The sequence below is a fragment of the Mesorhizobium sp. M1088 genome (genome assembly GCF_040318575.1).
In the GTDB taxonomy this organism is placed as follows: Bacteria; Pseudomonadota; Alphaproteobacteria; order Rhizobiales; family Rhizobiaceae; genus Mesorhizobium.
The window spans coordinates 186,194-213,045 of record NZ_JAMYMO010000007.1; the positions used below are offsets into that span (position 1 = coordinate 186,194).

The following is a 26,852-nucleotide window of genomic DNA, read 5'->3' on the forward strand; positions in this document are numbered from 1 at the left end:
GTCGCCGCGCTACAACGCAACCTTGCGAGCCGGCTTACGGGAACGAGGCGGAATGTCGTCCTTGTCCCCGGGAAAAGCCGCCAGCAGCCGCCCGAAGCTCGGCACCCGAGACAGCCGCTGATAATCTTCGAACGACAGGATGACGGCCTGCTTCCGACCGTGGCGTGTGATAATGGCAGGCTCTCCTGCAACTGCCTGATCGACGACTGCCGAAAGCGTCGCCTTGGCGTCTTTCAACTGAATTTCGCGCATGTTGCCACCCTCGCATATGACTACCATGGTCATATAACATTGCAGACGGCTTGGAACAAGGGTTGCGGTCCAATCGGTATCAACTGACATTGGCCCGCAACGCGGCCAGCACCTGTGCAAACTCTGCCAGCCTGTCGTCGGACAGTCCTTTCCGCAGCCGCTTGTCGAAGGCTAACGCGGCGGTGCGCAATTGCAGGAACAGCGCTTCTCCGGCTTGGGTCAGCTCCACCTGGTGAACCCGGCGGTTCTCGGGATCGCGGCGGCGCATCAGCAGGCCTTGCGTCTCCATGGCGTTGAGGTGGTGGGTCAGCGTTGCGCCCCGGATGCCGATCATGCCGGCGAGCTCGCGTTGATTGGCCAGCTCCCGCGACTTGACCGACAGCAACGTGACCCAGACCGGCAGCGTGCCGCCTGCCTCGACCAAGGCAGCGTCGAAAGCCTGCGCAACCAGCTTGGCGGTGCGCGCGAGATTCATCCCGATCGGCGGGCGGTCAAAGGGCGTCATGATCCGACACTAGAACAAGGGCAAAGCCTATGGAACCGGCTCGAGCTTATGCGTTGACATCTAATCATTTGATATCTATCGATATGCCTGGCGGTGGGCAAGAGAGGAAATGCGGTCATGCAATATGTCTACATCATCGTCCTCGGCCTTCACGTCATGGCGGGTGTGTTCTGGGCCGGCACCACTATCGCGGTTGCGCGCGAACCGGAGATCAGGGCGGAACGTTTCTTCCGGCCGCAAATGGGCGCAGCCGGCGTGGTTTTCCTCACCGGCTTGCTGCTGTGGTATTTCTTCCACAACGGCTCTTTCGGCTCGATGGAGAAGGTCTTGGCGCTCGGCATCTTGACGGCGTTAATCGCCGCCGGGGTTCAGGGCGCGCTGGTGGGTTCCGCCAGCAGGCAGTTGGCCGGCGCTGATGCGGCGAAGCAAACCCAGTTGCGCGCCAAGATGACAAAGGGCGAACGCATCGCCGGCGGCCTGCTGGTCATCACCGTGTTCTGCATGGCCACCGCCAGGATGTTTTGAACGTCCTGCCGCAATCGCAAGATCGTACGGTGCCCGGCGATGGCCGGCGGCGTGCGCGGCGCGCAGACCGGACCGACGTACCGTGGTGGCTCTCCGTACGGAGGTTCGGCTGCGCGCCACCAATCAATCCAAAATATTCCTCAGATTCGCAAGCCGAACCTGATGCCGTCATAGATCGCAGCGTGGATATTGCGTGAAGCTACCGCGTCGCCGATGCGAAAGACGACGAAACCGCCTTGCGGATTGCGCGCAGGAAAGATGTCGCCGCCATTGATCAGTTTTTCGTAATCGATCGCACCGGCGTTCTTCGACAGCGGCTTCAGCGCCAGGTAGAGATCGTCGAGCGGCAGCGTGCCGTGCTCGACCACCACCTGGTCGACCCGCCGCTCGCCGCGCCAGCCATCGGCGAAGTCGGAGGCGAGCTCGGCGATCAGCTGGTTGCCTTCACGCCGCACAGAACGTAGCCGTGTGTTGATGGTCACCGTGACACCCTTTTCCTGGAAGGCGCGCATGTAGGGCACATGATTCATGCCGCCCATTTCCGGGGCGAAGAAGCGCTCTGGTGAAACCAGCTCCAGCCTGGCGCCGCTATTGGCGATCAGTTCGGCGGCACCCATGCCCTGATGGCCGCCATTGTCGTCATAGAGCAGCACGTTCTCGGCCGGCTTGACGCTGCCGGCCATGATGTCCCAGCTCGAGGTGACGAGATCGTCGCCCGCCGTCAGAGGCGGGTTCTGCGGCAGGCCGCCGGTGGCGACCACCACCACGTCGGGCGACAGCGCCAGCACGTCGTCCGTCTCCGCCCATTTGTCGTAGCGGATCTCGACGCCCAGCCGGTCGAGTTCGGCCAGGCGCCAGTCGATGATGCCGATCAATTCCTTGCGGCGCGGGTTTTGCGTTGCCAGCCGCACCTGGCCGCCGGCCTGGCTCGATGCTTCCAGCACCGTCACCTGGTGCCCGCGCTCGGCGGCGACGCGCGCCGCCTCCAGCCCGCCGGCGCCGGCACCGACGACGACCACCTTCCGCTTCGGTCCCTCGGTTTTCGGAATAATATGGGGGATATCAGCCTCGCGGCCCGTCGCCGCATTGTGGATGCACAGCGCCTCGCCGCCCTCATAGATGCGGTCGAGGCAATAGGTGGCGCCGACGCAAGGGCGGATCTCGTGCTCGCGGCCCTCCATCACTTTTTTGACGATATGCGGGTCGGCAATGTGGGCGCGCGTCATGCCGACCATGTCCAGCTTGCCGGTGGCGATGGCGTGACGCGCGGTGGCGACGTCGGAAATCCGCGCCGCATGGAAGGTCGGGAATTTCGTCGCTGCCCTGATCTCGCCGGCAAAGTCGAGATGCGGCGACGACCGCATGCCGGTCACCGGGATGACCTTGGTCAGCGCCGCATCGGTCTCGATCGAGCCACGGATGATGTTGAGGAAATCGACCTTGCCGGAGCCGGCCAGCCGCCTGGCGATTTCGACGCCCTCCTGTTTCGACAGGCCTTTCTCGAAATCCTCGTCGGCGACCATGCGGATGCCGACGACGAACTTTTCGCCGACCGCGGCACGCACCGCGTCGAGCACCATTCCGGTGAAGCGCAGCCGGTTGTCGAGCGAGCCGCCGAAATCGTCGTCGCGCTGGTTGGTGGCCGGCGACCAGAAACCGTCCATCAGATGGCCGTAGGCTTCGAACTCGATGCCGTCGAGGCCGGCAGCCTGGCAGCGCTGCGCGGCCGCCGCATAGTCGGCTACGATGCGCTCGATATCCCAGTCCTCGATAGTCTTGGGAAAGGCGCGATGGGCCGGTTCGCGCACCGGCGAAGCCGACAGCACGGGCAGCCAGTCGGCCTTGTTCCAACCGGTGCGGCGGCCGAGATGGGTGATCTGTATCATCACCTTGCAATCGTGCTCGTGGCAGGCATCGGTAAGCTCGGCGAGCCACGGCACGATGCGGTCGTCATAGACATGCAGATTGCCAAAAGCGGCCGGGCTGTCGCGCGAGACGATCGCCGAACCGGCGGTCATGGTCAGCGCCATGCCGCCCTTGGCCTTTTCGGCATGGTAGAGCCGGTAGCGTTCCTTCGGCATGCCGTCCTCAGAATAGGCCGGCTCATGGCTGGTCGACATCACCCGGTTCTTCAGCATCAGATGCTTGAGCTGATAGGGCTGGAGGAGCGGGTCGTTGCTGGTCATCGTCTTCCTGCTGTTTCAAATTGTGCTAATGAGCGGCAAATTTTGTTTTTACGCATGTCGCTGTCCCAAAATCGCTGCGCAGTTTTGGGCGACATGCAGCAAGGAACCTGCTCATGACCGATACGAAAAACCTCACCCAGCTCGGCACCAACGTCGAGGCGCCACAGAGCCCTGAAGCGGCAGTCCTGGAAACCGTGCCGTTTTCGCGCGGCGACGGCCCGCCGGCCATCGTTCGCTTCACCTGCCCGGAATTCACTTCGCTCTGCCCGGTCACCGGCCAGCCGGACTTCGCCCATATCGTCATCGACTACGCACCCGATGCGCTGCTGGTGGAATCGAAGTCGCTCAAGCTGTTCATGACCTCGTTTCGCAACCATGGCGCCTTCCACGAAGAATGCACCGTCATGATCGGCCGCCGCATCATCGCCGCGACCAAGCCATTGTGGTTGCGCATCGGCGGCTACTGGTATCCGCGCGGTGGCATTCCGATCGACGTGTTCTGGCAAACCGGCGCGCCGCCGGAAGGTGTGTGGCTGCCCGACACCGGCGTCGCCCCCTATCGCGGGCGCGGCTGATCGGACGGAGCGGCTCACCTGATCCCGGTCCGGCACAGGTTGGTCTCCAGGAAAGGCATCACCGCGTCGCGGTACCGCTGTTGGTCATAGCGATAGAGATCAACATGCCGCGCGCCGTCGAACCAGACCAGCTTTGCGTCAGCGCCTGCCGCATCTTTCAACGCCAGTGTCTGGCTGCGAGCGACAAACGGATCCGAATTGCCTGCTAGCAGCAATATCGGCCGATCAATCGCGCCGATGCGATCGACCGGCCTGACATCATCTACCCCGAAGCCAAGGCGGAGCTGCATCTGCGCCAAGAGGATGGTCGCCTGTACGTCGCGCAACATAGGCAAGGGCGCTCGCAACGCCGTGGTTTCCAGCAAAGTCGCGTAGAGCTGCTCCAGGACATAGGCGTCGGCATGCTCCTGCTGAGCGCCAAATACAAAAGCAGCCGCACCGAGCGACGAGCCGATGGCCGCCACCTTGCGACCGGCGAAGCGTTGCCGCGCAAAGGCGAGGATGCGGCTGGCGTCCTGCCGTTCGATGTAACCAAAGCCTCTGATATCGCCGCCGCTTTCGCCATGTCCCGACAGATCGAACAGCACGATCGAGTAGCCGCTTTCGAAAAGCAGCTTCGCTCTTGGAACCATGGCCAGCTTGTTTGAACCACGTCCGTGTAACAGCACGATTGTTCCGCAACTGTCCTGCCGATCCGCCACCCAACCGGCAAGGTCGGGCGCGCCCTCCCGCTTCAGAACGATGCGCTCCACCGGTAACCCCACAGGCAGCGTGAAGCTTTGCTGAGGCACGCGGGCCACCGCGTGGCTTCCTGCCTCCCAGGTGACAGCGCAGGCCAGGACGCAAACCGCCGCGAATAAAGCAACCACGACAGGACCTCTTCTCATCGATCGGTCACGTGCACTTCGCATCAGTTGAGCGGCAGCCGCCGGTAGCGGCTGGGGCTGTTCGGGTCGCTGAAATGGTGCATCGGCCCGTGTTCGGCAAAGTGCGCTGACCAGCGTTTCATTGCCGCCGGATCGAGTTCGACGCCCAGCCCGTCACCCTCCGGCACGCGCACCGTATTGCCCGTCTGGCGAAAAGGACCGTCCTTGATGACATCGCCGATCTGCCAGCGAAACAACGACTGCGACGCCTCGGTGATCCACGGTGTCGCCGCCACGACGTGCAGATAAGCCGATGTCATGATGCCGAGATCGTTCGAATAGCACCAGAACCCCTTGCCCATCGCCTCACAGGCGGCGATGAATTTCAGAGTTTTCGACAATCCGCCGAGTGCTGCGAAATTGCAGACGAAGTAATCCGGCGCACCGAGCGCGACTGCCCGTCTGAGATCCGGGATGTGCGTCGAGAACGGAATGCGCGAATGCTGGCGCAGCGCAGCCATCTCCTCGAAGGTCGCGACCGGATCCTCGTAGTTGCGGATGTTGAACGGCTCGATCTCGCGCAGCACCCAGCGCGCTGTGGTCAGCGACCACTGCATGTTGGAATCGAGTTTGATCTGGGCTTTATCGCCAAGCGCCTCGCGCAGCATGCGCACTGTCCTGATCTCGAGCTCGGGATCGCCCATGATCAGCTTGCCCTCGAAAATCGTCGAGCCGTGCTGTTCTCGCATGCCGAGACAGTAGTCGACGATCGCTTCGGCGGTCATCTCGCCGCCGGCTCCGCCGTGAGCGGGGCGAAAGGCGAAATATTCCGAAAACGGAATGTCCTTGCGCACCGCGCCGCCGAGCAGCTTGTAGAGCGGCATGCCGAAGACCTTGCCTCTTATATCCCACAGCGCCAGTTCGACGGCGCCGAACGCCACCGTGGCTGCATTCTCGCCGGTGTTGGCGGTAATCTGCCAGGGCGGCACGCAGCGCGCCTCGCAGTCGGCGATGTCGAGCGGATCGGCGCCAATCAGCGCCGGCGCGATCTCGGCCTTGATCACCTCGCCGAAATGCCACCATGGCGCCTCGCCCAGTCCGACCACGCCTTCGTCCGTCTCGACCTCGATGATCGATTTCGAGGCGCCGCCGTAGAGACCAGCCGTCCACCAGAACGGAGCATCGAGCGGGACGTTGACGTGGGTGACGCGGATGTTGGTGATCTTCATCGGTTCCGTTCTCACTCACACTGGTATTGGCTTAGCGCCCATTCGCCGGTCACCGAGAGCAGGTCCGATATCTTCCAGTCGCCATCGATCTTTTTGAACTTCCATTCCAGCCGGTGCGGATTGCCGGAGACGACAAAAGCGACGACGACCTTGGCCTCGTCGCCCTTGACCGCTTCGATGGTTTTCAGGCTCTTGTCGATCTCCGCCTTGTCGTATTCGGAATTGTCGAGCGCCATGTTGGGATCGAGGCACTCGCCCTGCCCCGATTTCCGCAGCGCATCGCTCTTGTCCAGCACCGACTTTGCCGGGTCGGTGAAATGGCCCCGCTGAGCCGGATCGACCTCGAGCCCGGCATGCTCGTAGAACGGCTTCACCACCGCGGTCGGCGAGCCCGGCTGCACGGCTGCGGCCGGCGCGTTTTCTGCCGGCGGCGAAACTGCCGGCGGAGGTGCCGCACTGTCGGCCGGCGCGTTTGCGGGCGGCGCGCCGAATAGGCCCTGAGCGGCGGCGCTGCTCAATCCGGCCAGCAGGCACGCAGTCGCCAAAATCCAGGGACGGCAGCGAAGCACGGCATCACTCCGGCGACTGTCCGGCCAGGCATTCGAGCGCACTCAGGGTCCAGCCGCTGGTCTTCGAGGTAATGTCGGCGACCTTCCACTGGCCGTCGATCTTCTTCAACGACCAGACCATTTCGCGTTTGGAACCATCGCCTTCCGGAAAAAGGTTGAACGTCGCCGTCACCTCGGCGCTGTCGCCATCCAGCGTTTCGGCCAGCGTCAGCGTCTTGGCCACGGTCTTCTCGTCATAGTCCTGCGCATCGAGACCAGGGGCGAAGTCGATGCAGGGAACTTCATCCGGATGGTTCTTTGCGGCATTGTCGTTCAGTTCGAACAGTTTCGTCACCGGTGCGGTGAAGCGGTCGCGATATTGCGCATCGGCCTCGAATTTGACCGACGGGACATAAAAGAACTTCACGGCGTTGGCAGCAGGGCCGGCAAACGCGGCCGCCGGCACGGCCATCGAAAGCGCGGCAACAAAAAGTGGCAGTTTCATGGGTGTCCCCGATTGTTCACTGACGGAAGCTATCAGTACCACGCATCTTGCCCGTCGGCTTTCTTGCGGTCCATGAAATCCTGCAACGTCTCGTCTGCTGGCAACTCAGGCGTTCAGCCAGACATCCTGGAGATCCATCTCGAAGGTTTGGTGGACACCGTAGTTCTTCACCTTCTCATTCATGTGGCTGAACAGCTTCTGCCAAAACGGCTGAATGATGACGCCCGAATCCTGCAGGATCTGCTCGATGTCCTTCATGACCTCGCGGCGCTTTTCCACGTCGATGAGCGAAAGAGCCTGCTTGAGCTTGGCGTCGAAATCAGGGTTCGAGTAGCCGGTTTCGTTCCAGGCCTCGCCGGTGCGATAGCCGAGCGCCAACACCTGTACGCCAAGCGGGCGCATGTACCAGATGGTCATCGAATAGGGGTATTTCGTCCAGTCGTTCCAGAAGGTCGACCCCGGCAGCACGGTGCGCTTCACCTTGATCCCGGCATCGCGCAACTGGCCGGCAATAGCGTCGCCGGTGTTCTTTTGCCAATCGTCCTCGACGGTGATCAGTTCATGCTCGAAGTCGTCCTGCCCGGCATCGGCCATAAGCTTCCTGGCGCCCGCGGCGTCGCGTGTCTTCTTGGGCAGCGCGTAGTATTCCGGATGAATCGGGCTGACGTGGTGGTTTTCACCAACAGTGCCTCGCCCGGCGTAGCCAAGTTCGAGCACCGCTTTGTTGTCGACGGCCATCTGGAGGGCGTTGCGAACCCGCTTGTCGTCATAGGGCTTGTTCGTGATGTTGGTCCGGGCGACGAGCGTGGTCGCTGTCGCGACCTCCGATTTGACCAGCCCCATCTTGTCGAGGATGTCTATGAAGTCGGCCGGCGTCTCGAAGTTGAGGTCGATTTCGCCGGAGTCGAATGCATTTATCGAGGCGTTGAAATCGGTTCCGTAGTCGATGAATTCGACGCCGTCGAGAAGCGCTTCACCGCCCCACCATTTGCCATTCTCACGACGCTTGACGACCGCTTTCTGGCCGACCGCATAAGACACCAGTTCGAACGGCCCGGTGCCAATCGGCTTCTCAATCGGATTGGCGCCGTCGGCGTCGAAGTTGCGATGGACCACCAGCGCCGGATAGTCGGTGAAGTTCGGGATCAGCGAGATGTCCGGTTCGTTCAGCTTCAGCTTCACCGTGTTGTCGTCGACCTTGGTGATCGCCCCTTCCCTGGCCTTGCCGGTCTTTGCATCGATCAGCGCACCGACGCGCGCGGCCATCGAATTGCCGGCGGCAGCCTTCTCGCACCAGCGCGTCAGATTGTAGGCTACGTCATCGGCGTTGAAAGCATCGCCGTTGTTCCAGGCGATGCCCTTGCGCACATGCAGCACGTATTCGGTGGCGTCGTCGTTGACCTCCCAGCCTTCGAGCAGAACCGGCTCGAATGTGAACTGGCGAGTGTAGCGGACAAGCGGCTCGAGCCAGCAGCGTGAAATGTTCGCAAGTTCCACCCAGTCGTAGGTGCGCGTGTCCTTTTGCGCCTTCACCGACATCGAAACGTGCAGCGTTCCGCCTTTCTTCGGCTCTTCAGCCAAAGCCCGCTCCGGCACGGCAAGTCCAATCATGCCGTAGGCAAGGGCCGTTGATGCGCCGAAAGCGCTTGCCAGGGCCAGAAACTCCCGCCGGTCGACGCGACCGGCGCGCGCCTCGCTGGCCATTGCTTCGATGGCGCTCGGTACGCGATCGCCGTTGCTTCTGAAGAGTGTCATTTTTTCCTCCCTTATGGTTCGCATCGGGTCTTCGCCCGTGATCAACTAACGCTGTCCGGCAGTTTCTCCTCGCGCCGCGCAATCAAATCTTTGAGACCATCGGCGATGCCCTCATCGAGCTTCGGCTCCTCATAATCGGCGAGCATGTTGCGCGCTTTCTCGCGGCCGCGGGTGTCGTGGTCCTTTGCTCCTTCCGCCTTCCACTGTTCGAACGAATTGAAGTCCATGATGCTCGGTATGAAGAAGGCGGACTCGAAATGTTCAAGCGTGTGCTGGGTGCCGAGGAAATGGCCCTGTGGTCCGACCTCGCGGATAGCCGCCATAGCCTCCTTGAAATCGTCGAATGGCAGCCCGCCAGCATATTTGTACCAGCCGACAAGCTGCTCGCAGTCGGTGGCAAATTTCGAATAGCCGCAGGTCAGGCCGGCCTCGAGCCAACCGGCAGAGTGCCAGATGTAGTTGGCGCCGGCAAGGATGGCGGCATGCATCAGCATGTTCGCCTCGTAGCCCGCCTGGGCGTCGTTCAGCTTCGAGCCGACATGGAAACCGGACGTGCGCCACGGCAGACGATACTTCCGCGCCAGCGCGCCCATGAGATACATCATCTGGGCCGCCTCCGGCGTGCCGCCCATGGGAGCGCCGGTCTTCATGTCGACCGTCACCATGAACTGTCCGTAGATCTGCGGCGAACCCGGACGCAGGAGCTGTGTGAACGCGACGCCCGCCAGCGCTTCGGCATTGACCTGCGCGACCGCACCGACGGCAGAGGCCGAAGTCGAGGCGCCGCAAAGGGCGAAGGGGGCGAGGATCAGCGGCTGGTTGTGGCGCGCATAGACTTTCATCGCGTCCAGCATGGTGGCGTCCCACACCAGCGGCGAATTGCAGTTGGTGATCGACACCAGGACCGGGTTGTCGCGGACATAGTCCTCGCCGAACACGATGCCTGCCATCGCCATCGTGTCTTCGGCTCGATCCCTGGAGGTCACGATGCCCATGAACGGCTTGTCGGAGTGCTTCAGCGCCGAATGGATGATGTGGAGATGACGTTTCGGCACCGCGATTTCCATCGGCTCGCAGATGATCGAGCTCGACGAGTGCAGCGCCGGCGCCATGTAGGCGAGCTTGTGGAAATTGTTGAGGTCGGCGAGTGTGCCGTAGCGCCTGTTGTTGTCGAGGTCGCGCACGTAAGGCGCCCCGTACATCGGCACGAAGATGGAGTTGTTTCCACCCACACGTACGGAACGCTGGGGATTCCTCGCATTGAGCGTGAACTCCGACGGGACCTTCGAGATGAGCTCCATCAGCAGAGCGCGGTCGATCCGGACCCTTGTCTCCGAGACATCGGCGCCCGCCGCCTTCCACATTGCGATCGCCTCGTCGTCGCGGAACTCGCATCCGACTTCTTCGAGGATGGAGAGCGACTCCTGGTGGATCAGCTCAACCGCCTCGTCCGGGACCATCTGATAGACGGGAATCTGACGGACCAGGGTTGGAAACGACGCTATGGGTGCGCCCCGCAGCGCCTTGCGCCCCAGGCGGCCGCCGCTGCGGCGGTTGGTGTGTTCGCTCACTTCAACGGCCGGTGCGTTCATGAAGGCTCCATCTTCCTGTCTCGACCAATCTAGCCAGACAAAATGCGGCTGTGACGCTGGAAAATCCTGATCTCTTGTATAAGCTCAGCTTATGCGAAGCTTGCGCCACCTGCTGCCGTCGGCCGGCAGCCTGATCGTTTTCGAGGCCGCCGGGCGGCTGTCGAGCTTTACCGCCGCCGGGCGCGAGCTCGGCATGACGCAGGCTGCCGTCTCCTATGCGATCCGTGGGCTCGAAGAGCAGCTCGGCGCCAAACTCTTCCAGCGCCGCCACCGGCAAGTCAGCCTGACCGAGGCCGGCGACCGCTTCCATGCCGACGTCTCGCTCGGCCTGTCGCACATTCGCAAGTCGGCGGAGGATCTGCGCCAGATCGCCGTCGGCGCGCATGTGACACTCGCCGCCTCGACCGCCTTTGCCTCGTTCTGGATGATGCCGCGCCTGCAGCAGTTTCGCGACGAATTGCCGGGCATCGACCTGCGCATCCAGACCGCCGACCGCGATCTCGACATCATCGCCGAAGACATCCCGCTCGGCGTCCGCGGCGGCGAGCCCAGGGAATGGACGGATTATCATTCGCTGCCGCTGGCCGATGAGGTGATATTCCCCGTTGCCGGCGTTAGTTATGTGGCACGGTTCGGGCTGCCGGAGCGTGTCGCGGACCTTCAATCGCACCGCCTTATTCATCTTGAAGAGCCGTTTCGCGAGGCCGCGAGCTGGGACGAATGGTTCGCCTCAGCCGGTGTCGACATCGCCGATGCCGGACGCGGCTTGCGCATCAACGACTATGCGCTGGTGATCCAGGCCGTCATGGAAGGACAAGGCATCGCGCTCGGCTGGGGTCACCTCGCGGAGCGGCTGCTGGCATCAGGGCTGCTGGTGCGCGTCACCGGCCACACGATGACGACCGGCAAGGGCTTTCATGTCATCTGGTCGAGGAACCGCGAACTCAGCGACAACGCCCGCAAGGTGCGGGACTGGCTGGCGGCGCAGGCGTGAGGCCGATAAACGCCCGGTCAAACGGTCACGACGATCTTGCCGAACTGTTCGTTCGATTCGAGATAGCGGTGCGCCTCGACGATCTGGTCGAACGGAAAGGTTCTGGCGATTGCCGGCTTCAGCGAACCCGAGCTCAGTCCGTCGAGGATGAACGCCTTGGCGGCCTGCAGCCGGACCGGATCGCGCACGATCTCATGGACGAGATAACCGCGCAGCGTCAGTGTCTTTGCCAGCACTGCAGGTAGCGGAAAGGGTGTCGGGTCGAGGCTCAAGCCGCCATATTCGATGAGAATGCCGCCCGGTGCCATCGCTGCCGTCAGAGGCTTGAAAATCGGGCCGCTGACGGCATCGAACACCACGCGCACGCCGTCCGGGCCGGCGATTCGCTTCAGCCTGGCTTCCAGGTCCTCCTCTGCCGAGGCGATGACGTGGGCCGCGCCGAACTCAAGCAAAGCCCGCTTCTTGGCGGACGTCCGTGTGACCGCGATCGGGGTCGCGCCAATCATGTTGGCGATCTGGATCGCGGCAAGTCCGACGCTGCTCGAGGCCGCGGTAATGACAACAAAGTCCTCGCTTTGGAGGTTGGCAATGTCGATCAGCGCACCGTAGGCGGTGAGATATTGCATCCACGCTGCGGCGGCTTCTTCCCAGCTCAGCGATGGTGGATGCTTGACGACGAGCTCGGCCGGATATGTGGCAATCTCACCATAGGCAGGCCAGCGGGCCATCGATAATGGCGGCACGATGCTGACGGCATCGCCAGGCGCAAACCCGTCCACGCCTTCGCCGACCATCTCGACTATACCCGCGGCCTCGAGCCCAAGACCGGAAGGCAACGGCGCGGTCTGGATGTAGGTCCCCGAACGCAGCAGCGCCTCGGCGCGGTTTATACCCAACGCCTTGACGCGGATCTGAATCTCACCGCTCGCGGGCGCAGGCGTGTCAACATTCTCGATGCGCAGGACCTCGGGACCACCGAGTTCATGAAAGCGAACGACACGTGCCATCGGTCAAAACTCCAAAATATTTGAACTGAATCAGCTATGCCAGCGCTCATCAGGCGGATAAATAGCCACTTGAGTAGATCAGCAGAAACTGTAGGTTTTGAATATGGATCGCCTTACGAGCATGGCCGTGTTCGTCAAAGCCGTCGACCTGGGCTCGTTCGCAGCCGCTGCGGCGGCTCTCGATCTGTCCGGGCCGATGGTCGGCAAGCATGTCCGGTTTCTCGAGGAGCGTCTGAGCGTGCGCCTCATCAACCGGACCACGCGCCGCCAAAGCCTGACCGATTTCGGGCGCGCCTATTATGAACGCTGCCGGCTGGTGCTTGCCGAAGCGGAGGCCGCGGATGCACTCGCCGCCGACCAGCTTGCCGAACCGCGCGGAAAGCTGCGTGTCCTGATGCCGGTGCATTTCGGCCGGCGCTGCGTTGCCCCGATCCTGTTCGGGCTTGCGCAGCAATATCCGGCACTGGAACTTGACCTGTCGTTCAGTGATGCCATCGCCGACCTCGCCGAGGACGGCTGCGATCTTGCCATTAGAACCGGCGACCTGGAGGACCAGGCCGGGGTGATGGCGCTTCGCATCGCGCGCCAGCACATGGTCGTCTGCGCGTCGCCGCCCTATCTCGACCGGCACGGCCAGCCGCAGGAAATAGATGACCTCGGCAGCCATCACGCGATCATCTACCGCCGTTCCGGGCGTGCCGTTCAGCCGTGGCTGTTTCCGCGCAACGGCCACCCCGCGATTGAGGTCAGGCCAGTCAGCAGATTGCGGCTCGACGACCTCGATGCCATCGCCGATGCCGCGGCCGCCGGCATGGGGCTCGCCTGGCTGCCATACTGGCTGGTTCGCCAGCGCATCCAGGTGGGCGCGCTTGTCCTGCTATTGCCGGAACAATCCCGGTTTCTCTACGACGTTCATGCCCTTTGGTTGCAGACGCCTCATCTGCCGATGAAAGTCCGCCTTGCCGTCGATGCACTGGCGGCAGCGCTGCCCAAGCTCATGAGTTGAAGTGCACGAGCGGCCAGTCGCGATCAGCTGCGTGGATTTCCTCAATTCCGCCCTCCCGCATCGACCACGAATCCGCCTATAGTGCCCCATGCCGATCCGCCAGCTTTCCGAAACGATGATCAACCAGATCGCCGCCGGCGAAGTCATCGAGCGTCCGGCAAGCGTGGTCAAGGAACTGGTCGAGAACGCGCTCGATGCCGGTGCTGCGAGAGTCGAGATCGTCACCGCCGGCGGCGGGCTGAACCTGATCCGCGTCAGTGACGACGGCTCGGGCATTCCGGAAAAGGAACTGGCGCTGGCGATTGCGCGCCATTGCACCTCCAAGCTCGCCGACGACATTCACGACATCCGCTCGCTCGGCTTTCGCGGCGAGGCTTTGCCCTCGATCGGCTCGGTGGCGCGGCTGTCGATCCGCTCGCGCACCGCGTCCAGTGAAAACGCCGCCGAGATCGGCATCGACGGCGGCCGCGTCTCCGCGGTCAGGCCGGCGGCGGCCAATCGCGGAACCACGGTCGAGGTGCGCGACCTGTTCTTCGCCACGCCCGCAAGGCTCAAATTCATGAAGGGCGAGCGCGCCGAAAGCACGGCCATCGGCGACGTGGTCAAGCGCATCGCCATCGCCTTTCCCGCCGTGCGCTTCACCCTGGCCGGCCCGGACCGCTCGACGCTGGAACTGCCGGCGACCGACGACAGCCCGGAAGGCCGGCTGCGCCGGGTGGCGCAGGTGATGGGCGCCGACTTTCCGGACAATGCGATCGCCATCGACGCGATGCGGGACGGCGTGCATCTCGCCGGCCATGTCTCGGTCCCCTCCTTCACCCGCGCCAACGCGCTGCAGCAATACGCCTATGTCAACGGCCGTCCGGTGCGTGACAAACTGATCGCCGGCGCCATTCGTGGCGCCTTCGCCGACGTGCTGCCGCGCGACCGCCATGCCGTCACCGTGCTGTTCCTGACGCTCGATCCGGCGATCGTCGACGTCAACGTCCATCCGGCCAAGGCAGACGTGCGCTTCCGCGACCCGGGGCTGGTGCGCGGGCTGATCGTCGGCGCCATTCGCGAAGCGCTGGCCAATGCCGGCATCCGCCCCGCCACCACCGGGGCCGCCGGCATGATGGCGGCGTTCCGGCCAGGCGCCGCATCCTATGCGCATGGCGGCCCGGCCAACGGTCACCGCAGCTACGAGGCCGCCTATCGGGCATCGGGCTTTGCCGGGTTCGATCCTGGCCGTTCGCCACAGCGGCCGCTCGATATGGGCGACGGGTTCGGCGAGGACGAGCAGGCGGCCTTCGACGCCGGGCCGCTGCACAGCGCCGATGCGCGCGCCGGGCAAAACGAAGCGGCGGAAACGCTGCTCGGCACGGCGCTGGGCGCCGCGCGCGCGCAAGTGCATGAGAATTATATCGTCGCCCAGACCAGGGATTCGCTGGTCATCGTCGACCAGCACGCGGCGCATGAGCGGCTGGTCTACGAGGCCTTGAAGAACGCCCTCCACTCACGCGCGGTGCCGTCGCAGATGCTGCTGTTGCCCGAGATTGTCGATCTGTCGGAAGAGGATGCCGAGCGGCTTGCCAGGCATTCCGAGACGCTGGCCCGCTTCGGCCTCGGCATCGAGCGCTTCGGCCCCGGTGCCGTCGCGGTGCGCGAGACGCCATCGATGCTCGGGGAGACCAACGTCCAGCAGCTGGTGCGCGATCTCGCCGACGAGATCGCGGACAACGACACGGTCGACACGCTGAAGGAGCGGCTGGACAGAATAGCCGCGACCATGGCCTGCCACGGCTCGGTACGTTCCGGCCGCCTGCTCAAACCGGAAGAGATGAACGCGCTGCTGCGCCAGATGGAGGCGACGCCCGGCTCCGGCACCTGCAACCACGGCCGCCCGACCTATATCGAACTCAAGCTGGCGGATATCGAGAGATTGTTCGGGCGGCGATAAGAAACTCGCAGGGCGCAGCCCCCACCCGGACCTTCGGTCCGACCTCCCCACAAGGGGGAGGTAGGGAGCCCTACCCGCCGACGCCTCGCGAGGAGCTTACCCTCCCCCTTGTGGGGAGAGTCGCTGCGAAGCAGCGGGGTGGGGGGTACGAAAAGAGCCGCTGTACAGCGGCTCTTTTCGAGTCAGGCACAGCCCCAAACCCTTTGCTCACCTCTTCAAATTCACCACGATGACGCCGCCCAGCGCCAGCGCGCCGCCGAAGATGCCAAGCAGCGTCGGCACCTCGCCCAGCCAGAAGAAGCCGATCAGCGTCGCCATCGGCGACACCAGATAGAGGAAGTTCGAGGCACGCGCCGCGGGCAGGCGGGAAAGCGCTGTTGCCCAGGCAGCGTAGGCGATCAGGCTGGGTACGATGCCGAGAAAGATGACGGCGCCGAGCCCGGCGGTGTCGGCGACCGCCGCCTGCGCCAGACCGCTCGGCAGGAACGGCGACAGGCAGAGCGCGCCAAGCACCATGTTCGAGGCCGAGATCGTCAGCGGGTGATGGCGGGCAAACAGCGGCTTCTGGACGATGGTGTTGACGGCCGAGCACAGCGCCGAGCCGAGGACAAGCAGCGCACCGCTGTTGAAATGCAGCCCTTGCCCCTCGCCCATGGCGATGATCCCGATACCGGCGAAGGACAGGAATGTGCCGGCCCAGGCCAGGCCCGAGAAGCGTTCGCCGAGCAGCGCCATGGCCATGATGGCGGTGAAGATCGGGCTGACATTGATGATGAAGCCGGCCGCACCGGCCGAAACGGTCAGCTCGCCGAAATTGAGCATCACGGTGTAGAGTGCGACGAAGACGGCACCACCGAAGACAAAGCGCCAGAGTTCATCGAGCCTGGGCAGTGCCGGCCGCTTGACCGCGAGGAAGATCGCCGCCGGAACCGCGGCGATGGCAAAACGCAGCGCGCCAAGTTCCAGCGGCCCGAAGGCGGCAAGGCCGGCGCGGATCGCCGGAAAGGCGGAGGCCCAGCCGACCACCGTCAGCGCCACCGCGATGGCAGCCGTGGCATCCATGCGCTGTGTCGTATTCAACGTGCCGGTGTAAGCGCTCATCTGGGTGTCCTCGCGATCCAATGCCATGAAGTAGAGAAACGCTATTGCGGGTCGGTTGACAAACGAACAAATCGAGGATCACCTGTGACTATGGATCACAGCTTAGACCCGATGCTGCCGCTCGAAACGCTGCGCGCCTTCGACGCCGCGGCTCGGACCGGCAGCTTTTCGGCGGCGGCCGAGAAGCTCAACATCACTCACGGCGCCGTCAGCCGGCAGATCGCCAAGCTCGAGGGTTGGCTCGGGCTGAAAGTCTTCGATCGCGGCGCGCGCGGCGTCTCGCTGACCGTCGAAGGCAACCGCCTGCATCTACGCACCACCGAAGCCTTTGCCCTGATCGCCAGCAATTCGGATCGCTGGGTCGAGCCGCGCGGCACGGCGGTGGTGCGGCTGACCTCGATCCCTTCGGTCAGCGGGCTGTGGCTGATGCCGCGCATGGCGGCGCTGGAGAACCACCCGTCCAAGCTGCGTATCGTGCTCGACGTCGACATCCGCCAGGGCGATCTTGCCGACGAGGGCATCGACCTGTCGATCCGCTGCGGGCGCGGCCGCATTCCGGGCCGGATCTCGGTGCAGCTTTTCGAAGAATATGTGTTCCCGGTCGCCTCGCCGGGACTGGCCAGGGAGATCGGCCGCGGAGATCCTGCCCGGCTGCTCGAATTTCCGGTGATCAATGATTCCGACGCTTCGGCGTGGCGCGCCTGGTTTGCGGCGCAGGAGATGGACTATCGGCCGCGGCCGCACGACCGCCGTTTCGAGGACTACAACCTCGTGCTCGACGCCGCCGCGCACGGGCTCGGTATTGCGCTGGCACGTCCGCCGTTGACGGTGGACCAATTGAAATCGGGCCGCATCGTCGCCGTAGACGAGCGCAGTGCGCTAAGCCCGATATCCTACTGGCTCGACCGGCCGCTGGGGCGCCCGCGCGCCGCCGCCGCCGAGCTTGCCCGGCGCATCGCCGTCCAGGCAGGGCTGCCAGCGGAGAAGATCGAAGCGTTCCTTGAGGTAGAGAGCTAGGAGCGACGGACAAGCGCTGATCTCCCCCCTTGTGGGGGAGATCGGCCGTCATCAACGTCAAGCTTGACCTCGCCGCAATTTGTGGCGATGACATCGTCATGAATTTCGGCACCACCCCATGATGAACCGTTTCGAAGGACCCGGCGGCAAGGAAGCCCGCATCCGCTATCTCGACGGCGACTTCCAGGTGACCAGCCCCGGCGCCTTCGTGCGCTGCGCGGTGACCGGCGAGAGCATCCCGCTCGACGAGCTCAAATACTGGAGTGTCGCCAGGCAGGAACCCTATGTGAACGCCGCCGCCTCGCTGCGCCGCGAGATCGAAGCGCATCCGGAACTGCGCCGCCGACGCTAGTCCAGCGCAAATGGAAGCCGCCCCGTTGCGATCCTGCGCCCTCTGCCGCGGCGTCAGGCCGGCAACACCGAAACCTTAGAGGCTATCTTGAAATAAAAAACCCGCCTCGAGGGCGGGTCACCGGCGAATCATCACCATACCCAAATTACTAGCATAGCTGCCGGCACAAAGCAAGAACAAAATACGTTCGACCGGCGGAAAGCTGCAAATTCCAGTCCCGCATTGCCTCGGTGCTCAAGCTTCTGGTCAGCCTTTAAGCCGGCGCTGCCGCCAGGCGTCCAGCGTCTCGTCGATGATGCGTTGCGGCACATGGTCGAGCTCGAAGACGGTGTCGATCTCCAGCACATCGAGCCCGTCGAGGAATTCCGGCGGCGCCGCGCCGTGACGCAGGCGGGCAGCGTCCTTGGCGGTGGTAATGAGGCCAAGCCCGGCTTTACGCGCCGTCGCCGCCAATTCGGCAAGTTCGTCCTCCCCATAGAAATGATGGTCAGGAAACGATTTGGTCAGCGCAAGCTCGCCGCCGGCCTCGCGGACAGTGTCGAAAAACCTGTCGGGATGGCCAATGCCGGCGAACGCCAGGAAACGCCTGCCGGCCAGCGTCACCTTGCTGCTCGGGGCAGTGTGCGCCTCGAAGATCGGCCTGCCGGCGCGCGCTGCCTGGCGCACGACCGTGTCGGCCGCGGTGCCCTCGCCCATCTTCAGCAAGGCGCTGGTGAAGACCAATTGGTCGACGATCTTTGCCCGCAGCGGCCCGCCGGGGATGACGCGGCCATTGCCGATGCCATGTCGCGCGTCGACGACGACGAGCGCATAGTCGATGTGGATGCGCGCGCTCTGAAAACCGTCATCCATGATCAGGAAATCGCAGCCGAGCTTCTCCAGCAGAAGCCTGGCGCCGGCGGCCCGGTTCGGCGTCACCGCGACCGGGGCGTGTTCGGCCAGAAGCAGCGGCTCGTCGCCGACATGCTTGGCGGCATCGTGGTGCGGATCGACGATATGCGGCTGCGCGAAGGAGCCGCCATGGCCACGCGACAGGAAACCCGGATTAAGCTGCATGCGCCTGGCCTGCTCGGCCAGCGCGATCGCCACCGGCGTCTTGCCGGTGCCGCCGACGGTGAAGTTGCCGACGCAGAGCACCGGCGCCTCGACCTTTTCACGCGGCGCGTGCCGCATGCGGCGACCGGCGACAAGCGCATAGACGGCGGAGAGCGGCGACAGCGCCGTGACCCGCCAGTCCGGCTCTTCCCACCAGAAGGGCGGCGCTTCCGAGGTCACGTCAGCGCCCGTTCGCGCCCTTCAGGCGCGACTTGACGACCAGCGGCTGGATATAGGGCTCGAGCGACCTGAGCGTATGCGCCAGCGCACCGCGCATCTCGTCGACCGTCGCCGCACCCGCCGCCATCATCTCATGGCGGGCCGCCTCGTTGGTCAAAAGGAAATTAACGGCGCCGGCCAGCATATCGCGGTCGCGCACCAGCTTGGCGCCGCCGCTATCGAGCAGGCGCTGATAGGCCTCGCGAAAATTCTGGACGTTGCGGCCGGCAAGCACCGCTGTCTCCAGCATGGCTGGTTCCAGCGGGTTCTGGCCGCCCTCGGAAGTCAGCGAACGGCCGACAAAGGCAATTTCCGTCAGCCTCAGATAAAGCCCCATCTCGCCGATCGTGTCGCCGAGCAGAATATCGGTGTCGGCGGTGATCCTGTCGCCCTTGCTGCGCTGCGCCAGCTTCAGGCCCATGCCGGAAATCTGGGCGGCCAGCTGCCCGGCGCGATCGGGATGGCGCGGCACGATGATCGTTAAAAGCCCGTGGTGGCGCTTGTGCAGCATGGCGTGAACTTCGGCGGCGACCGCCTCTTCGCCGTCATGGGTCGAGATCGCCGCCCAGGTCGGGCGGCCGCCGATCTGGCGTTTCAGCGCCGCCAGTGCCCGCTCGTCGGCCGGCGGCGGCGCGGTGTCGACCTTGAGATTGCCGGATACAGTGACCGGCCGGGCGCCGAGCGAAAGGAAGCGCTCGCCATCGAGATCCGACTGGGCGACGACATGGGCGAGATTTTCGAACAATGCTTCGGCAATGTTGGCGCGCTTCTTCCAGGACTTGAAAGAGCGGTCGGACAGCCTGCCGTTGACCAGAACCTGCGGCACGCGGCGGGCGCCGAGTTCCAGGATGGTCATCGGCCAGATCTCCGATTCGGCGATGATCGCCAGGTCCGGCTGCCAATGATCGAGGAAGCGACTGACCGCCGGCTTGAGGTCGAGCGGCACATATTGGTGGATGATGCGGTCGCCCAGCCGTTCTTCGGCGACCTGCGCCGAGGTGACCGTGCCCGTCGTCAGCACGATGTTGACGCCGTAATCGAGAATGCTCTCGACCAGCGGCACGACGGCGATGGTCTCGCCGACGCTGGCTGCATGGATCCAGATCACCGGGCCTTCGGGGCGCTCGCGTCCAGCGACGCCGTAGCGTTCGCGCCGGCGAATGCGATCCTCCTTGCCTCTGGAAGTGCGCCAGGCGACATAAGGCCCGGCCAACGGGTAGGCGGCGGCCCCCGCGAAACGGTATGCGGTCAGGAAGGCGCGCGCCCAGCGCACACTCATTTCGAACCGTCCACAAGGCGATAGGCCTCGGCGGTCGCGGCATTAAGCGAGGCCGTGACCTCCTGGCGCTTGCGTTCCATTTCGGCGGCGTCGGCGTTGGCCGGCACGAAGACAGGCGTGCCGACGACGATCGAGGAGCGGCCGAAGGGCAGGTTGATCGTCGTCTTGTCCCAGCTGCCCTCGATCACCTTGCGGCGGCTGGTGGCTATCGCGGCAGGCAGGATCGGCCGGCCGGACAGCCGCGCCAGAAGGACGACGCCGAGCCCCGCATCGCGCGGCGTGCCGTGGGGAATATCAGCAATCATGGCGACATTCTTGCCGGTGGCGAGCGACTTTTTGAGGGCGATGAGCGCCTTGGCCCCGCCCTTGTCGAGATGCCTTGCGCTTTCGCGCCCGCCAGAGCCGCGCACCGCCTCGATGCCGAATTTCTCGACCATCAGCGCGTTGAGCTCGGCATCGGCGCTGCGCGATACCATGGCAACCAGCGGCCGTCCCTTGGGATAGTAGGCCGGGGTCAGCAGGTGCTGGCCGTGCCAGAGCGCGATGATGCCAGGCTCGAGCTGCGCATAGGCGCCGCCGGAAAACTTGGCCGATCCGTCAACCATGCGGTTGGTCAAGCGGACAAGGCGGACGAAATACGCAAACAGCGCGGCAAGCGCATTCTTGACGAATCGCGACTGCGCCAGCGGTTCGCGGATCTTGCGCCAGAACGTCTTCGGCTTGCGACGTCTGACCGCCGACCGCGGGGCTGATCGCTTGACCGCTTCATGGTTCATCGATGTCAACCGACAGCCTTGTTTTCGGGGTCGAGGAGGCGGTGCAGGTGAACGACGAAATAGCGCATATGGGCATTGTCGACGCTAGCTTGCGCCTTGGCCTTCCAGACGGCGTGCGCCGATTGGTAATCCGGATAAATGCCGACAATATCGAGCGCGTCGAGATCGCGGAATTCGGTGCCGCCCAGCTTCTTGAGTTCGCCGCCGAACACCAGGTGCAAAAGCTGCTTCTTTCCGTCTTCAGCGGCCATGTCGATCCTTCACATATCGTGAGTTTGGGACAGGTCTAGACCAAAGCCGCCGACTTTGGAACTATTGATAGTGGTCAATTGTCAGCCCGGCGATGACGCCGGCGAGCACGGCGAGGAGTTCGCCGCTGCCGGCGGCGAGCGGTCCGTGACGGATCACTTCGCCGGCATAGAGCGGCGCGCGGCCATGCCGATCGAGCAAGGCGCCGCCTGCCTCGCGCAGGATGAGATCGGCCGCGGCGATGTCCCAGTCATGTGCGTTGGCCTTGACGAAGGTGGCATCGAGCTGGCCGCCGGCGATCATCGCCAGCCGGTAGGCGAGCGAAGGAATATAGGGCACGCGCTTCAGCCGTTTGTGCCATTTCGCCGGCATCAGGTCGATCATCGCCTTCGGTCCGGCGATTTCGGCCGTTTCCGCCGGCGGACGCACGCTGATGCGCCTGCCGTTCAGGAACGCGCCCACGCCCGGCAGCGCCCAATAGATTTCGCCCTTCGCCGGGCAGTCGAGTACGCCGGCAAGCGTTCGGCCGTTCTCGACCACAGCGACGCTGACGCACCATGTGGGCAGGCCCTCGAGGAAGCCGCGCGTGCCGTCGATCGGATCGACGACGAAGGTGCGGCGCGCGACAAGCCTTACCGGGTCGTCGACGGTTTCCTCCGACAGCCAGCCATAATCCGGCCGGGCCGCCAGCAAGGTCTCGCGCAGATATTTGTCGGCGGCGTGATCGGCTTCGCTGACCGGCGAGGTGCCGCCCTTCATCCACACTTGCGGATTGTTGTTGAAGTATTGCATGGCGATGAGCCCCGCCTCGCGGGCGGCATCGCGCAACAGCTGCAGGTCTTCAGTAGCGCCGGCTGAGACGGCCGGGTCAAGCTCCGGCAAGGGTCATTCCTTCGATCAAAAGCGTGGGCGCGGCGGTGCCGAAATTGCGGTCGAGATCGCTCGCCGGAACCATGTTGAGGAACATCGTCTTCAGATTGGAGGCGATGGTCACCTCGGCGACGGGATAGGCCAGCTCGCCATTTTCGATCCAGAAGCCGGAAGCGCCGCGGCTATATTCGCCGGTCACCATGTCGACGCCCTGGCCGAACACTTCGGTGACGTAGAAGCCGGTCTTGAGCGACTTGATCAGCTCTTCCGGCGTATTTTCCCCGGGCTCGATGGCGAGATTGGTCGACGACGGCGAGACCGACGAGCCGCTGCGCGAGCCGCGCCCATTGGTGACGAGGCCAAGTTCCCGAGCCGCCGAAGTCGACAGGAACCAGTGGTTGAGCACGCCCTTGTCGACCATGAACAGTTTTTCGCCCTCGACGCCTTCGCCGTCGAACGGGCGCGAGGCCTGTCCACGGCGCCGGAGCGGCTCGTCGGTGACGGTGATTGCGGCCGAAGCCACCTTCTTGCCCATCATGTCGCGGAGAAAGCTGGTCTTGCGCGCCACCGCGGCGCCATTGATGGCACCGGCAAGGTGGCCGGCAATGCCGCGCGCCACACGCGGATCGAACACCACGTCGACAGGCCCGGTCGCCGCCTTGCGCGCGCCAATGCGGCGTACAGCGCGCTCACCGGCCTTGCGGCCGATGTCTTCCGGCGCGTCGAGATCGGAAAAATGCTGGCGCGAGGAGAATTCGTAGTCGCGCTCCATGCCGGTGCCCTCGCCGGCGATCACGCTGGTCGAGCGCGAAAAACGCGAGGCGACGTAGTGGCCGACGAAGCCGTGCGAGGTGGCGAGCACCAGGCCGCCAAGCCCGGCACTGGCGCCACTGCCGGCCGAATTGGTGACGCCCTTGACGGCAAGCGCCGCCGCTTCGGCGGCAAGCGCTGCTTCCTTCAACTGGTCCGCCGACACCTCGGTGGCGTCGAACAGATCGAGGTCGCGCGGTTTCTTGACCAGCAAGGCCGGGTCGGCGAGGCCCTGATAGGGATCCTCGGGGGACACCTTGGCCATGGCGACCGCGCGCTCGGCCAGCATATTGGGGTCGGATGCCGCTGTTGCCGAAACGCTGGCTACCCGCTTGCCGACGAAGACGCGCAGCGAGACGTCCTCGCTCTCGGACGCCTCTGTGCCTTCGACCTTGCCAAGCCGCACCGACACGCCGGTCGAGCGGCCGCGTACCGCAACGGCATCGGCGGCATCGGCGCCGGCCCGTTTGGCAGCCTCGACCAGGGCCGCGACGCGATCGGTCAGTTTCGCTGCGTCGAGCGTATCGGTCATGCGCATGATCCTGTTATTTCCGGCCGGCTGAAGGGCAGCCGCTGCTGCACCATCTATTGTCCCGATGCCGCTTCTGCAATGGGAGAAGCGGACAATCAGGAGGCATCTAGCCCCAGGTCGGCGCGACCGACCCAGAGATGGTGCGTCCTTCCAGACGCACAAAGGACGGCTTAGATCCGAGGTGGCCGTGACCGAAAGCCGCGACGGCGGCACCGCTGCCGGCGACGAGTCGAAGATGCGGCGTGTGCGACCGTCAGCCTGTAGAGTTGGGATCGGCTGGATCCACCCACGGGCGGCCCAACCGTGTCACCATCGCCGCGTACCCGACGGCACCTGCCGCCCAAAGGAAGATGCCAAGCTCTTTGACAGCGTCTTCCGCGATGTCGACCGCCGAACCCGGGCTAGGAAACAGCTCTCCCAGCTGGTCGATCGCTGCTGACATCGCGAGTAGGAAGCCTGCGGCCACAAATACGATCGAGCCGTCGAATGTCTTCCGTCGCAGCCGAAAGAACCAGAACAACCCGGCGACGGCGTAGGCAATCATCGTAACAATCTCTGGTATCGCGACAAACGGCAGCACGTCCTCATGGATCAACAACAGGTCATCGAGGCCCATGACCAAGGTAAGGCCGCCGAGAAACGTGCAATCCCATCGGTGCGTGAGCAGACCGGCAAACAGGGTCGCTGCGCCGGTGCCGATCCACAGTGAAGCACCTAGGGACGAAATCCACCCCGTATAGAAGCCGACATCCGCGGCTGCAGATGGATCTCGATAGAAGATTGTAGCGTCCAGACCAAGAGTTTGCGCGACGAACAGCGCGGCCAAGAGCATCACAACATTAATCGCCACGGCCGCAAGTATGACCAGGCGCCAGGACATTGTCCATTCGCTGCTATGTTTTGCGTTCAGCGCGTTTTTGTCTGGCATCGTGCCGAAGGCCATTCTGAGTACGACGGCCGATAGCTCCGCGGCGCCGAGAACCCCGCCAGCACTATGCCGGCCCACCATGATCGTGGCAACACACGGAACGGTTGCAGCGTCTCGCACATGACGAGGTCGTCGCGGTGCAGTTCCTGGCCAGCGCCAACCAACGCACCATGCCGCTCGAAATGTTCATCGGCTTGCGCGAAAAGCTCTCCCCGGCAATAGCGCCGCCGCCACGCTGATGATGGGGCTGTCGATAATCCTCCTGGTCGTCGCCAATCTTCTGGCTCGACGGAGCCGGCGGCGGCCTGGACCGACCATCTAATGCTGGCTTTCAAGCCCGGCGAGATCGGCTTGTCCAACCTTCCTCAGGGACCAGCCACCGGCGTCCAGATCACGTCGTCGATCCTGAGCGCGCCGGTGGCGAGCATCACCAGCCGGTCGAAGCCTAGCGCCGCGCCGCTCGCCTGCGGCATGATGGCGAGCGCGGCGAGGAAATCCTCGTCGATCGGGTAGCGTTCGCCATAGACGCGCTGCTTCTCATCCATTTCGGCGGCAAAGCGCCGGCGCTGCTCGGCCGGATCGGTCAATTCGCCAAAGGCGTTGGCGAGCTCGACGCCGCAGCAATAGAGCTCGAAGCGCTCGGCGGTGCGTGGATCGTCGGCGCTCGGCCGGGCCAATGCCGCCTCCGAGATCGGATATCCGAAAAGAATGGTAGCGCGCCCCTGCCCCAGCGCTGGCTCGATTTTTTCGACCATCACCCGGCTAAACAGGTCGGCCCAATTGTCGTCGGGCGCGGTCCGCAATCCGGCCTGGACCAGGGCGGCATGCAACCCCGCGCGGTCGGTGCTGCCATCGGCTGCAACCGTCGCCAGCAGATCGATGCCGGCATGGCGCATGAAGGCTTCGGCGACGCTCAACCGTTCCGGCCCGGCGAACGGATCGGCCTCGCGGCCGCGGAAGCTAAAACGCTTCGCTCCGGCCCGTTCGGCCGCCAGCGCTACGAGCTCGGCGCAATCGCGCATCAGGCTCTCATAGGTCTCGCCGACACGGTACCATTCGAGCATGGTGAACTCAGGATGGTGCAAGGGGCCGCGCTCGCGGTTGCGCCAGACAGCCCCGAGGCTGAAGATGCGCTCCTCGCCGGCGGCAAGCAGCTTCTTGCAGGCGAATTCCGGCGACGTGTGGAGGTAGAGCGGCTGGCGCTGCCCGTCCGGCCCGATCGCCTCGGTGGCAAAGGCCGACAGGTGCGCTTCATTGCCGGGCGAGACCTGCAGGGCCGATGTATCCACCTCGACGAAGTCGCGGCGGGCGAACCAGTCGCGCATCCCGGCGGCAATGGCATTGCGCAGGATTAGCCGCGGCCGGCGGTCGGCGTGGACATGCGGCGTCCACCACGGCGAGGCGGCGGTCATCGGCTTCAGGGGAGTTGCACAGAGGGCTGGCGATTGCGGCCAAGATGCGCTAGGCCGCACGCAACGGCCTCTCCAGCCGATTTGCGCCAACAAATTTTATCAGGATGGAAACCCGTGAAGGTCATCGCCAGCTCCTTACGCAAAGGCAACGTCGTCGAAAAGGACGGCAAGCTTTATGTGATCCTCTTTGCCGAAAACATTCATCCTGGCAAGGGTACGCCGGTCACCCAGCTCGACATGCGGCGTATCTCCGACGGGGTAAAGGTTTCCGAGCGTTACCGCACCACCGAGCAGGTCGAGCGCGCCTATGTCGAGGAGCGCGAGCACACGTTCCTCTACCGTGACGGCGAAGGCTTTCACTTCATGAATCCGGAGACTTACGACCAGGTCGCGGTGCCGGAAAGCGTGGTCGGCGACATGGCGCCCTATCTGGTGGAAGGCATGCCGGTGCAGATCTCGCAATACAACAACATCGCCATCTCGCTGGTACTGCCGCAGCGCGCCACTTTCGAGGTGGTCGAGACCGAGCCGGTGACCAAGGGCCAGACGGCGTCCTCGTCCTACAAGCCGGCAACGCTGTCCAACGGCGTGCGTACCCTGGTGCCGCCACACATCAGCGCTGGCACCCGCGTGGTGGTGATGACCGCCGATGGCGCCTATGTCGAGCGCGCGAAGGATTGAGGCGCGAGGCCTGAAACGCCTCGCCGAACGCGTCGAGGCTGCCGGTC

At 64.1% G+C, this 26,852-nt stretch carries 28 protein-coding genes; 9 read left to right on the forward strand and 19 right to left on the reverse strand.

The window, feature by feature from the left end:
- Positions 1 to 9: 9 nt before the first annotated feature.
- Positions 10 to 252 carry a type II toxin-antitoxin system Phd/YefM family antitoxin gene (locus tag NKH49_RS11855; RefSeq protein ID WP_352473667.1) on the reverse strand — a complete coding sequence of 81 codons (243 nt, stop codon included), beginning with the start codon at positions 250 to 252 and terminating at the stop codon, positions 10 to 12.
- A gap of 79 nt (positions 253 to 331) precedes the next feature.
- Positions 332 to 757, reverse strand: a complete 426-nt coding sequence (locus NKH49_RS11860) for a MarR family winged helix-turn-helix transcriptional regulator (RefSeq protein ID WP_352473629.1) — start codon at positions 755 to 757, stop codon at positions 332 to 334.
- A 117-nt stretch (positions 758 to 874) separates the two neighbouring features.
- Between NKH49_RS11860 and NKH49_RS11865 the strand changes: the two genes are divergently transcribed.
- Positions 875 to 1,282, forward strand: coding sequence for a hypothetical protein (locus tag NKH49_RS11865; protein WP_023674396.1), 408 nt, complete (start codon positions 875 to 877; stop codon positions 1,280 to 1,282).
- A 140-nt stretch (positions 1,283 to 1,422) separates the two neighbouring features.
- Here the strand turns inward: NKH49_RS11865 and NKH49_RS11870 are convergent, their stop codons facing one another.
- Positions 1,423 to 3,468: an oxidoreductase gene (locus tag NKH49_RS11870; protein WP_352473628.1), complete on the reverse strand. Its 2,046-nt coding sequence runs from the start codon at positions 3,466 to 3,468 to the stop codon at positions 1,423 to 1,425.
- Between the two features lie 113 nt (positions 3,469 to 3,581).
- On the opposite strand from NKH49_RS11870, the gene queF reads away from it, so the two are divergent.
- Positions 3,582 to 4,043, forward strand: coding sequence for a preQ(1) synthase (gene queF, locus NKH49_RS11875; RefSeq protein WP_023674394.1), 462 nt, complete (start codon positions 3,582 to 3,584; stop codon positions 4,041 to 4,043).
- A 14-nt stretch (positions 4,044 to 4,057) separates the two neighbouring features.
- On the opposite strand, the gene NKH49_RS11880 is transcribed toward queF, so the two are convergent.
- The 6 genes from NKH49_RS11880 to NKH49_RS11905 form a co-directional block, all read right to left on the reverse strand.
- Positions 4,058 to 4,843, reverse strand: a complete 786-nt coding sequence (locus tag NKH49_RS11880) for an alpha/beta hydrolase (RefSeq protein WP_352617767.1) — start codon at positions 4,841 to 4,843, stop codon at positions 4,058 to 4,060.
- A 110-nt stretch (positions 4,844 to 4,953) separates the two neighbouring features.
- Positions 4,954 to 6,138, reverse strand: a complete 1,185-nt coding sequence (locus NKH49_RS11885) for a mandelate racemase/muconate lactonizing enzyme family protein (RefSeq protein WP_352542345.1) — start codon at positions 6,136 to 6,138, stop codon at positions 4,954 to 4,956.
- An 11-nt stretch (positions 6,139 to 6,149) separates the two neighbouring features.
- Entirely contained in the window at positions 6,150 to 6,707 is a 558-nt protein-coding gene (locus tag NKH49_RS11890) for a hypothetical protein (RefSeq protein ID WP_352724502.1), read from the reverse strand.
- Positions 6,708 to 6,711: 4 nt separating this feature from the next.
- Entirely contained in the window at positions 6,712 to 7,191 is a 480-nt protein-coding gene (locus NKH49_RS11895) for a DUF3828 domain-containing protein (protein ID WP_352542343.1), read from the reverse strand.
- A gap of 105 nt (positions 7,192 to 7,296) precedes the next feature.
- A complete protein-coding gene (locus tag NKH49_RS11900; RefSeq protein ID WP_352747024.1) occupies positions 7,297 to 8,946 on the reverse strand; it encodes an ABC transporter substrate-binding protein in 1,650 nt (549 codons plus the stop codon).
- 41 nt (positions 8,947 to 8,987) lie between these two features.
- Positions 8,988 to 10,538: a trimethylamine methyltransferase family protein gene (locus tag NKH49_RS11905; protein ID WP_023674389.1), complete on the reverse strand. Its 1,551-nt coding sequence runs from the start codon at positions 10,536 to 10,538 to the stop codon at positions 8,988 to 8,990.
- A gap of 91 nt (positions 10,539 to 10,629) precedes the next feature.
- Here NKH49_RS11905 and NKH49_RS11910 point away from each other — a divergent pair, with 91 nt between their 5' ends.
- A complete protein-coding gene (locus NKH49_RS11910; RefSeq protein ID WP_352682156.1) occupies positions 10,630 to 11,532 on the forward strand; it encodes a LysR substrate-binding domain-containing protein in 903 nt (300 codons plus the stop codon).
- A gap of 17 nt (positions 11,533 to 11,549) precedes the next feature.
- On the opposite strand, the gene NKH49_RS11915 is transcribed toward NKH49_RS11910, so the two are convergent.
- Positions 11,550 to 12,539, reverse strand: a complete 990-nt coding sequence (locus tag NKH49_RS11915; protein ID WP_352922625.1) for a zinc-dependent alcohol dehydrogenase family protein — start codon at positions 12,537 to 12,539, stop codon at positions 11,550 to 11,552.
- A 103-nt stretch (positions 12,540 to 12,642) separates the two neighbouring features.
- Here NKH49_RS11915 and NKH49_RS11920 point away from each other — a divergent pair, with 103 nt between their 5' ends.
- Together NKH49_RS11920 and mutL are read left to right on the forward strand one after the other, a co-directional pair.
- A complete protein-coding gene (locus tag NKH49_RS11920) occupies positions 12,643 to 13,545 on the forward strand; it encodes a LysR family transcriptional regulator (RefSeq protein WP_352926179.1) in 903 nt (300 codons plus the stop codon).
- Positions 13,546 to 13,633: 88 nt separating this feature from the next.
- Positions 13,634 to 15,484, forward strand: a complete 1,851-nt coding sequence (gene mutL / locus NKH49_RS11925) for a DNA mismatch repair endonuclease MutL (protein WP_352926180.1) — start codon at positions 13,634 to 13,636, stop codon at positions 15,482 to 15,484.
- Positions 15,485 to 15,691: 207 nt separating this feature from the next.
- On the opposite strand, the gene NKH49_RS11930 is transcribed toward mutL, so the two are convergent.
- On the reverse strand, positions 15,692 to 16,585 hold the full coding sequence (locus NKH49_RS11930) for a DMT family transporter (protein WP_352817380.1): 894 nt from the start codon (positions 16,583 to 16,585) through the stop codon (positions 15,692 to 15,694).
- A gap of 90 nt (positions 16,586 to 16,675) precedes the next feature.
- On the opposite strand from NKH49_RS11930, the gene NKH49_RS11935 reads away from it, so the two are divergent.
- A complete protein-coding gene (locus NKH49_RS11935; protein WP_352541556.1) occupies positions 16,676 to 17,602 on the forward strand; it encodes a LysR family transcriptional regulator in 927 nt (308 codons plus the stop codon).
- 118 nt (positions 17,603 to 17,720) lie between these two features.
- Entirely contained in the window at positions 17,721 to 17,954 is a 234-nt protein-coding gene (locus NKH49_RS11940; RefSeq protein ID WP_031211156.1) for a DUF2093 domain-containing protein, read from the forward strand.
- 246 nt (positions 17,955 to 18,200) lie between these two features.
- On the opposite strand, the gene lpxK is transcribed toward NKH49_RS11940, so the two are convergent.
- The 7 genes from lpxK to NKH49_RS11975 all read right to left on the reverse strand — a co-directional run bounded on the left by lpxK (position 18,201) and on the right by NKH49_RS11975 (position 24,727).
- Positions 18,201 to 19,229, reverse strand: coding sequence for a tetraacyldisaccharide 4'-kinase (gene lpxK / locus NKH49_RS11945; protein WP_352685490.1), 1,029 nt, complete (start codon positions 19,227 to 19,229; stop codon positions 18,201 to 18,203).
- 1 nt (position 19,230) lies between these two features.
- On the reverse strand, positions 19,231 to 20,547 hold the full coding sequence (gene waaA, locus NKH49_RS11950; protein ID WP_352474386.1) for a lipid IV(A) 3-deoxy-D-manno-octulosonic acid transferase: 1,317 nt from the start codon (positions 20,545 to 20,547) through the stop codon (positions 19,231 to 19,233).
- Positions 20,544 to 21,323, reverse strand: a complete 780-nt coding sequence (locus NKH49_RS11955; protein WP_023717166.1) for a lysophospholipid acyltransferase family protein — start codon at positions 21,321 to 21,323, stop codon at positions 20,544 to 20,546. Before NKH49_RS11955 ends, waaA begins: the two co-directional genes overlap by 4 nt.
- Before the next feature lie 5 nt (positions 21,324 to 21,328).
- Complete coding sequence (locus NKH49_RS11960) at positions 21,329 to 21,574, reverse strand: DUF4170 domain-containing protein (protein ID WP_023674378.1); 246 nt, start codon at positions 21,572 to 21,574, stop codon at positions 21,329 to 21,331.
- A 61-nt stretch (positions 21,575 to 21,635) separates the two neighbouring features.
- Positions 21,636 to 22,454: a 3'(2'),5'-bisphosphate nucleotidase CysQ gene (locus NKH49_RS11965; RefSeq protein ID WP_352926183.1), complete on the reverse strand. Its 819-nt coding sequence runs from the start codon at positions 22,452 to 22,454 to the stop codon at positions 21,636 to 21,638.
- Complete coding sequence (locus NKH49_RS11970; protein WP_352457105.1) at positions 22,441 to 23,784, reverse strand: TldD/PmbA family protein; 1,344 nt, start codon at positions 23,782 to 23,784, stop codon at positions 22,441 to 22,443. Before NKH49_RS11970 ends, NKH49_RS11965 begins: the two co-directional genes overlap by 14 nt.
- 253 nt (positions 23,785 to 24,037) lie before the next feature.
- Positions 24,038 to 24,727 carry a DUF8692 domain-containing protein gene (locus tag NKH49_RS11975; protein ID WP_352685493.1) on the reverse strand — a complete coding sequence of 230 codons (690 nt, stop codon included), beginning with the start codon at positions 24,725 to 24,727 and terminating at the stop codon, positions 24,038 to 24,040.
- Positions 24,728 to 24,816: 89 nt separating this feature from the next.
- Between NKH49_RS11975 and NKH49_RS11980 the strand changes: the two genes are divergently transcribed.
- A complete protein-coding gene (locus NKH49_RS11980; RefSeq protein ID WP_352474393.1) occupies positions 24,817 to 24,951 on the forward strand; it encodes a hypothetical protein in 135 nt (44 codons plus the stop codon).
- Between the two features lie 126 nt (positions 24,952 to 25,077).
- On the opposite strand, the gene epmA is transcribed toward NKH49_RS11980, so the two are convergent.
- Complete coding sequence (gene epmA / locus NKH49_RS11985; protein WP_352770886.1) at positions 25,078 to 26,124, reverse strand: EF-P lysine aminoacylase EpmA; 1,047 nt, start codon at positions 26,122 to 26,124, stop codon at positions 25,078 to 25,080.
- Between the two features lie 114 nt (positions 26,125 to 26,238).
- Here epmA and efp point away from each other — a divergent pair, with 114 nt between their 5' ends.
- Entirely contained in the window at positions 26,239 to 26,805 is a 567-nt protein-coding gene (gene efp / locus NKH49_RS11990) for an elongation factor P (protein WP_023674374.1), read from the forward strand.
- Positions 26,806 to 26,852: the final 47 nt, after the last annotated feature.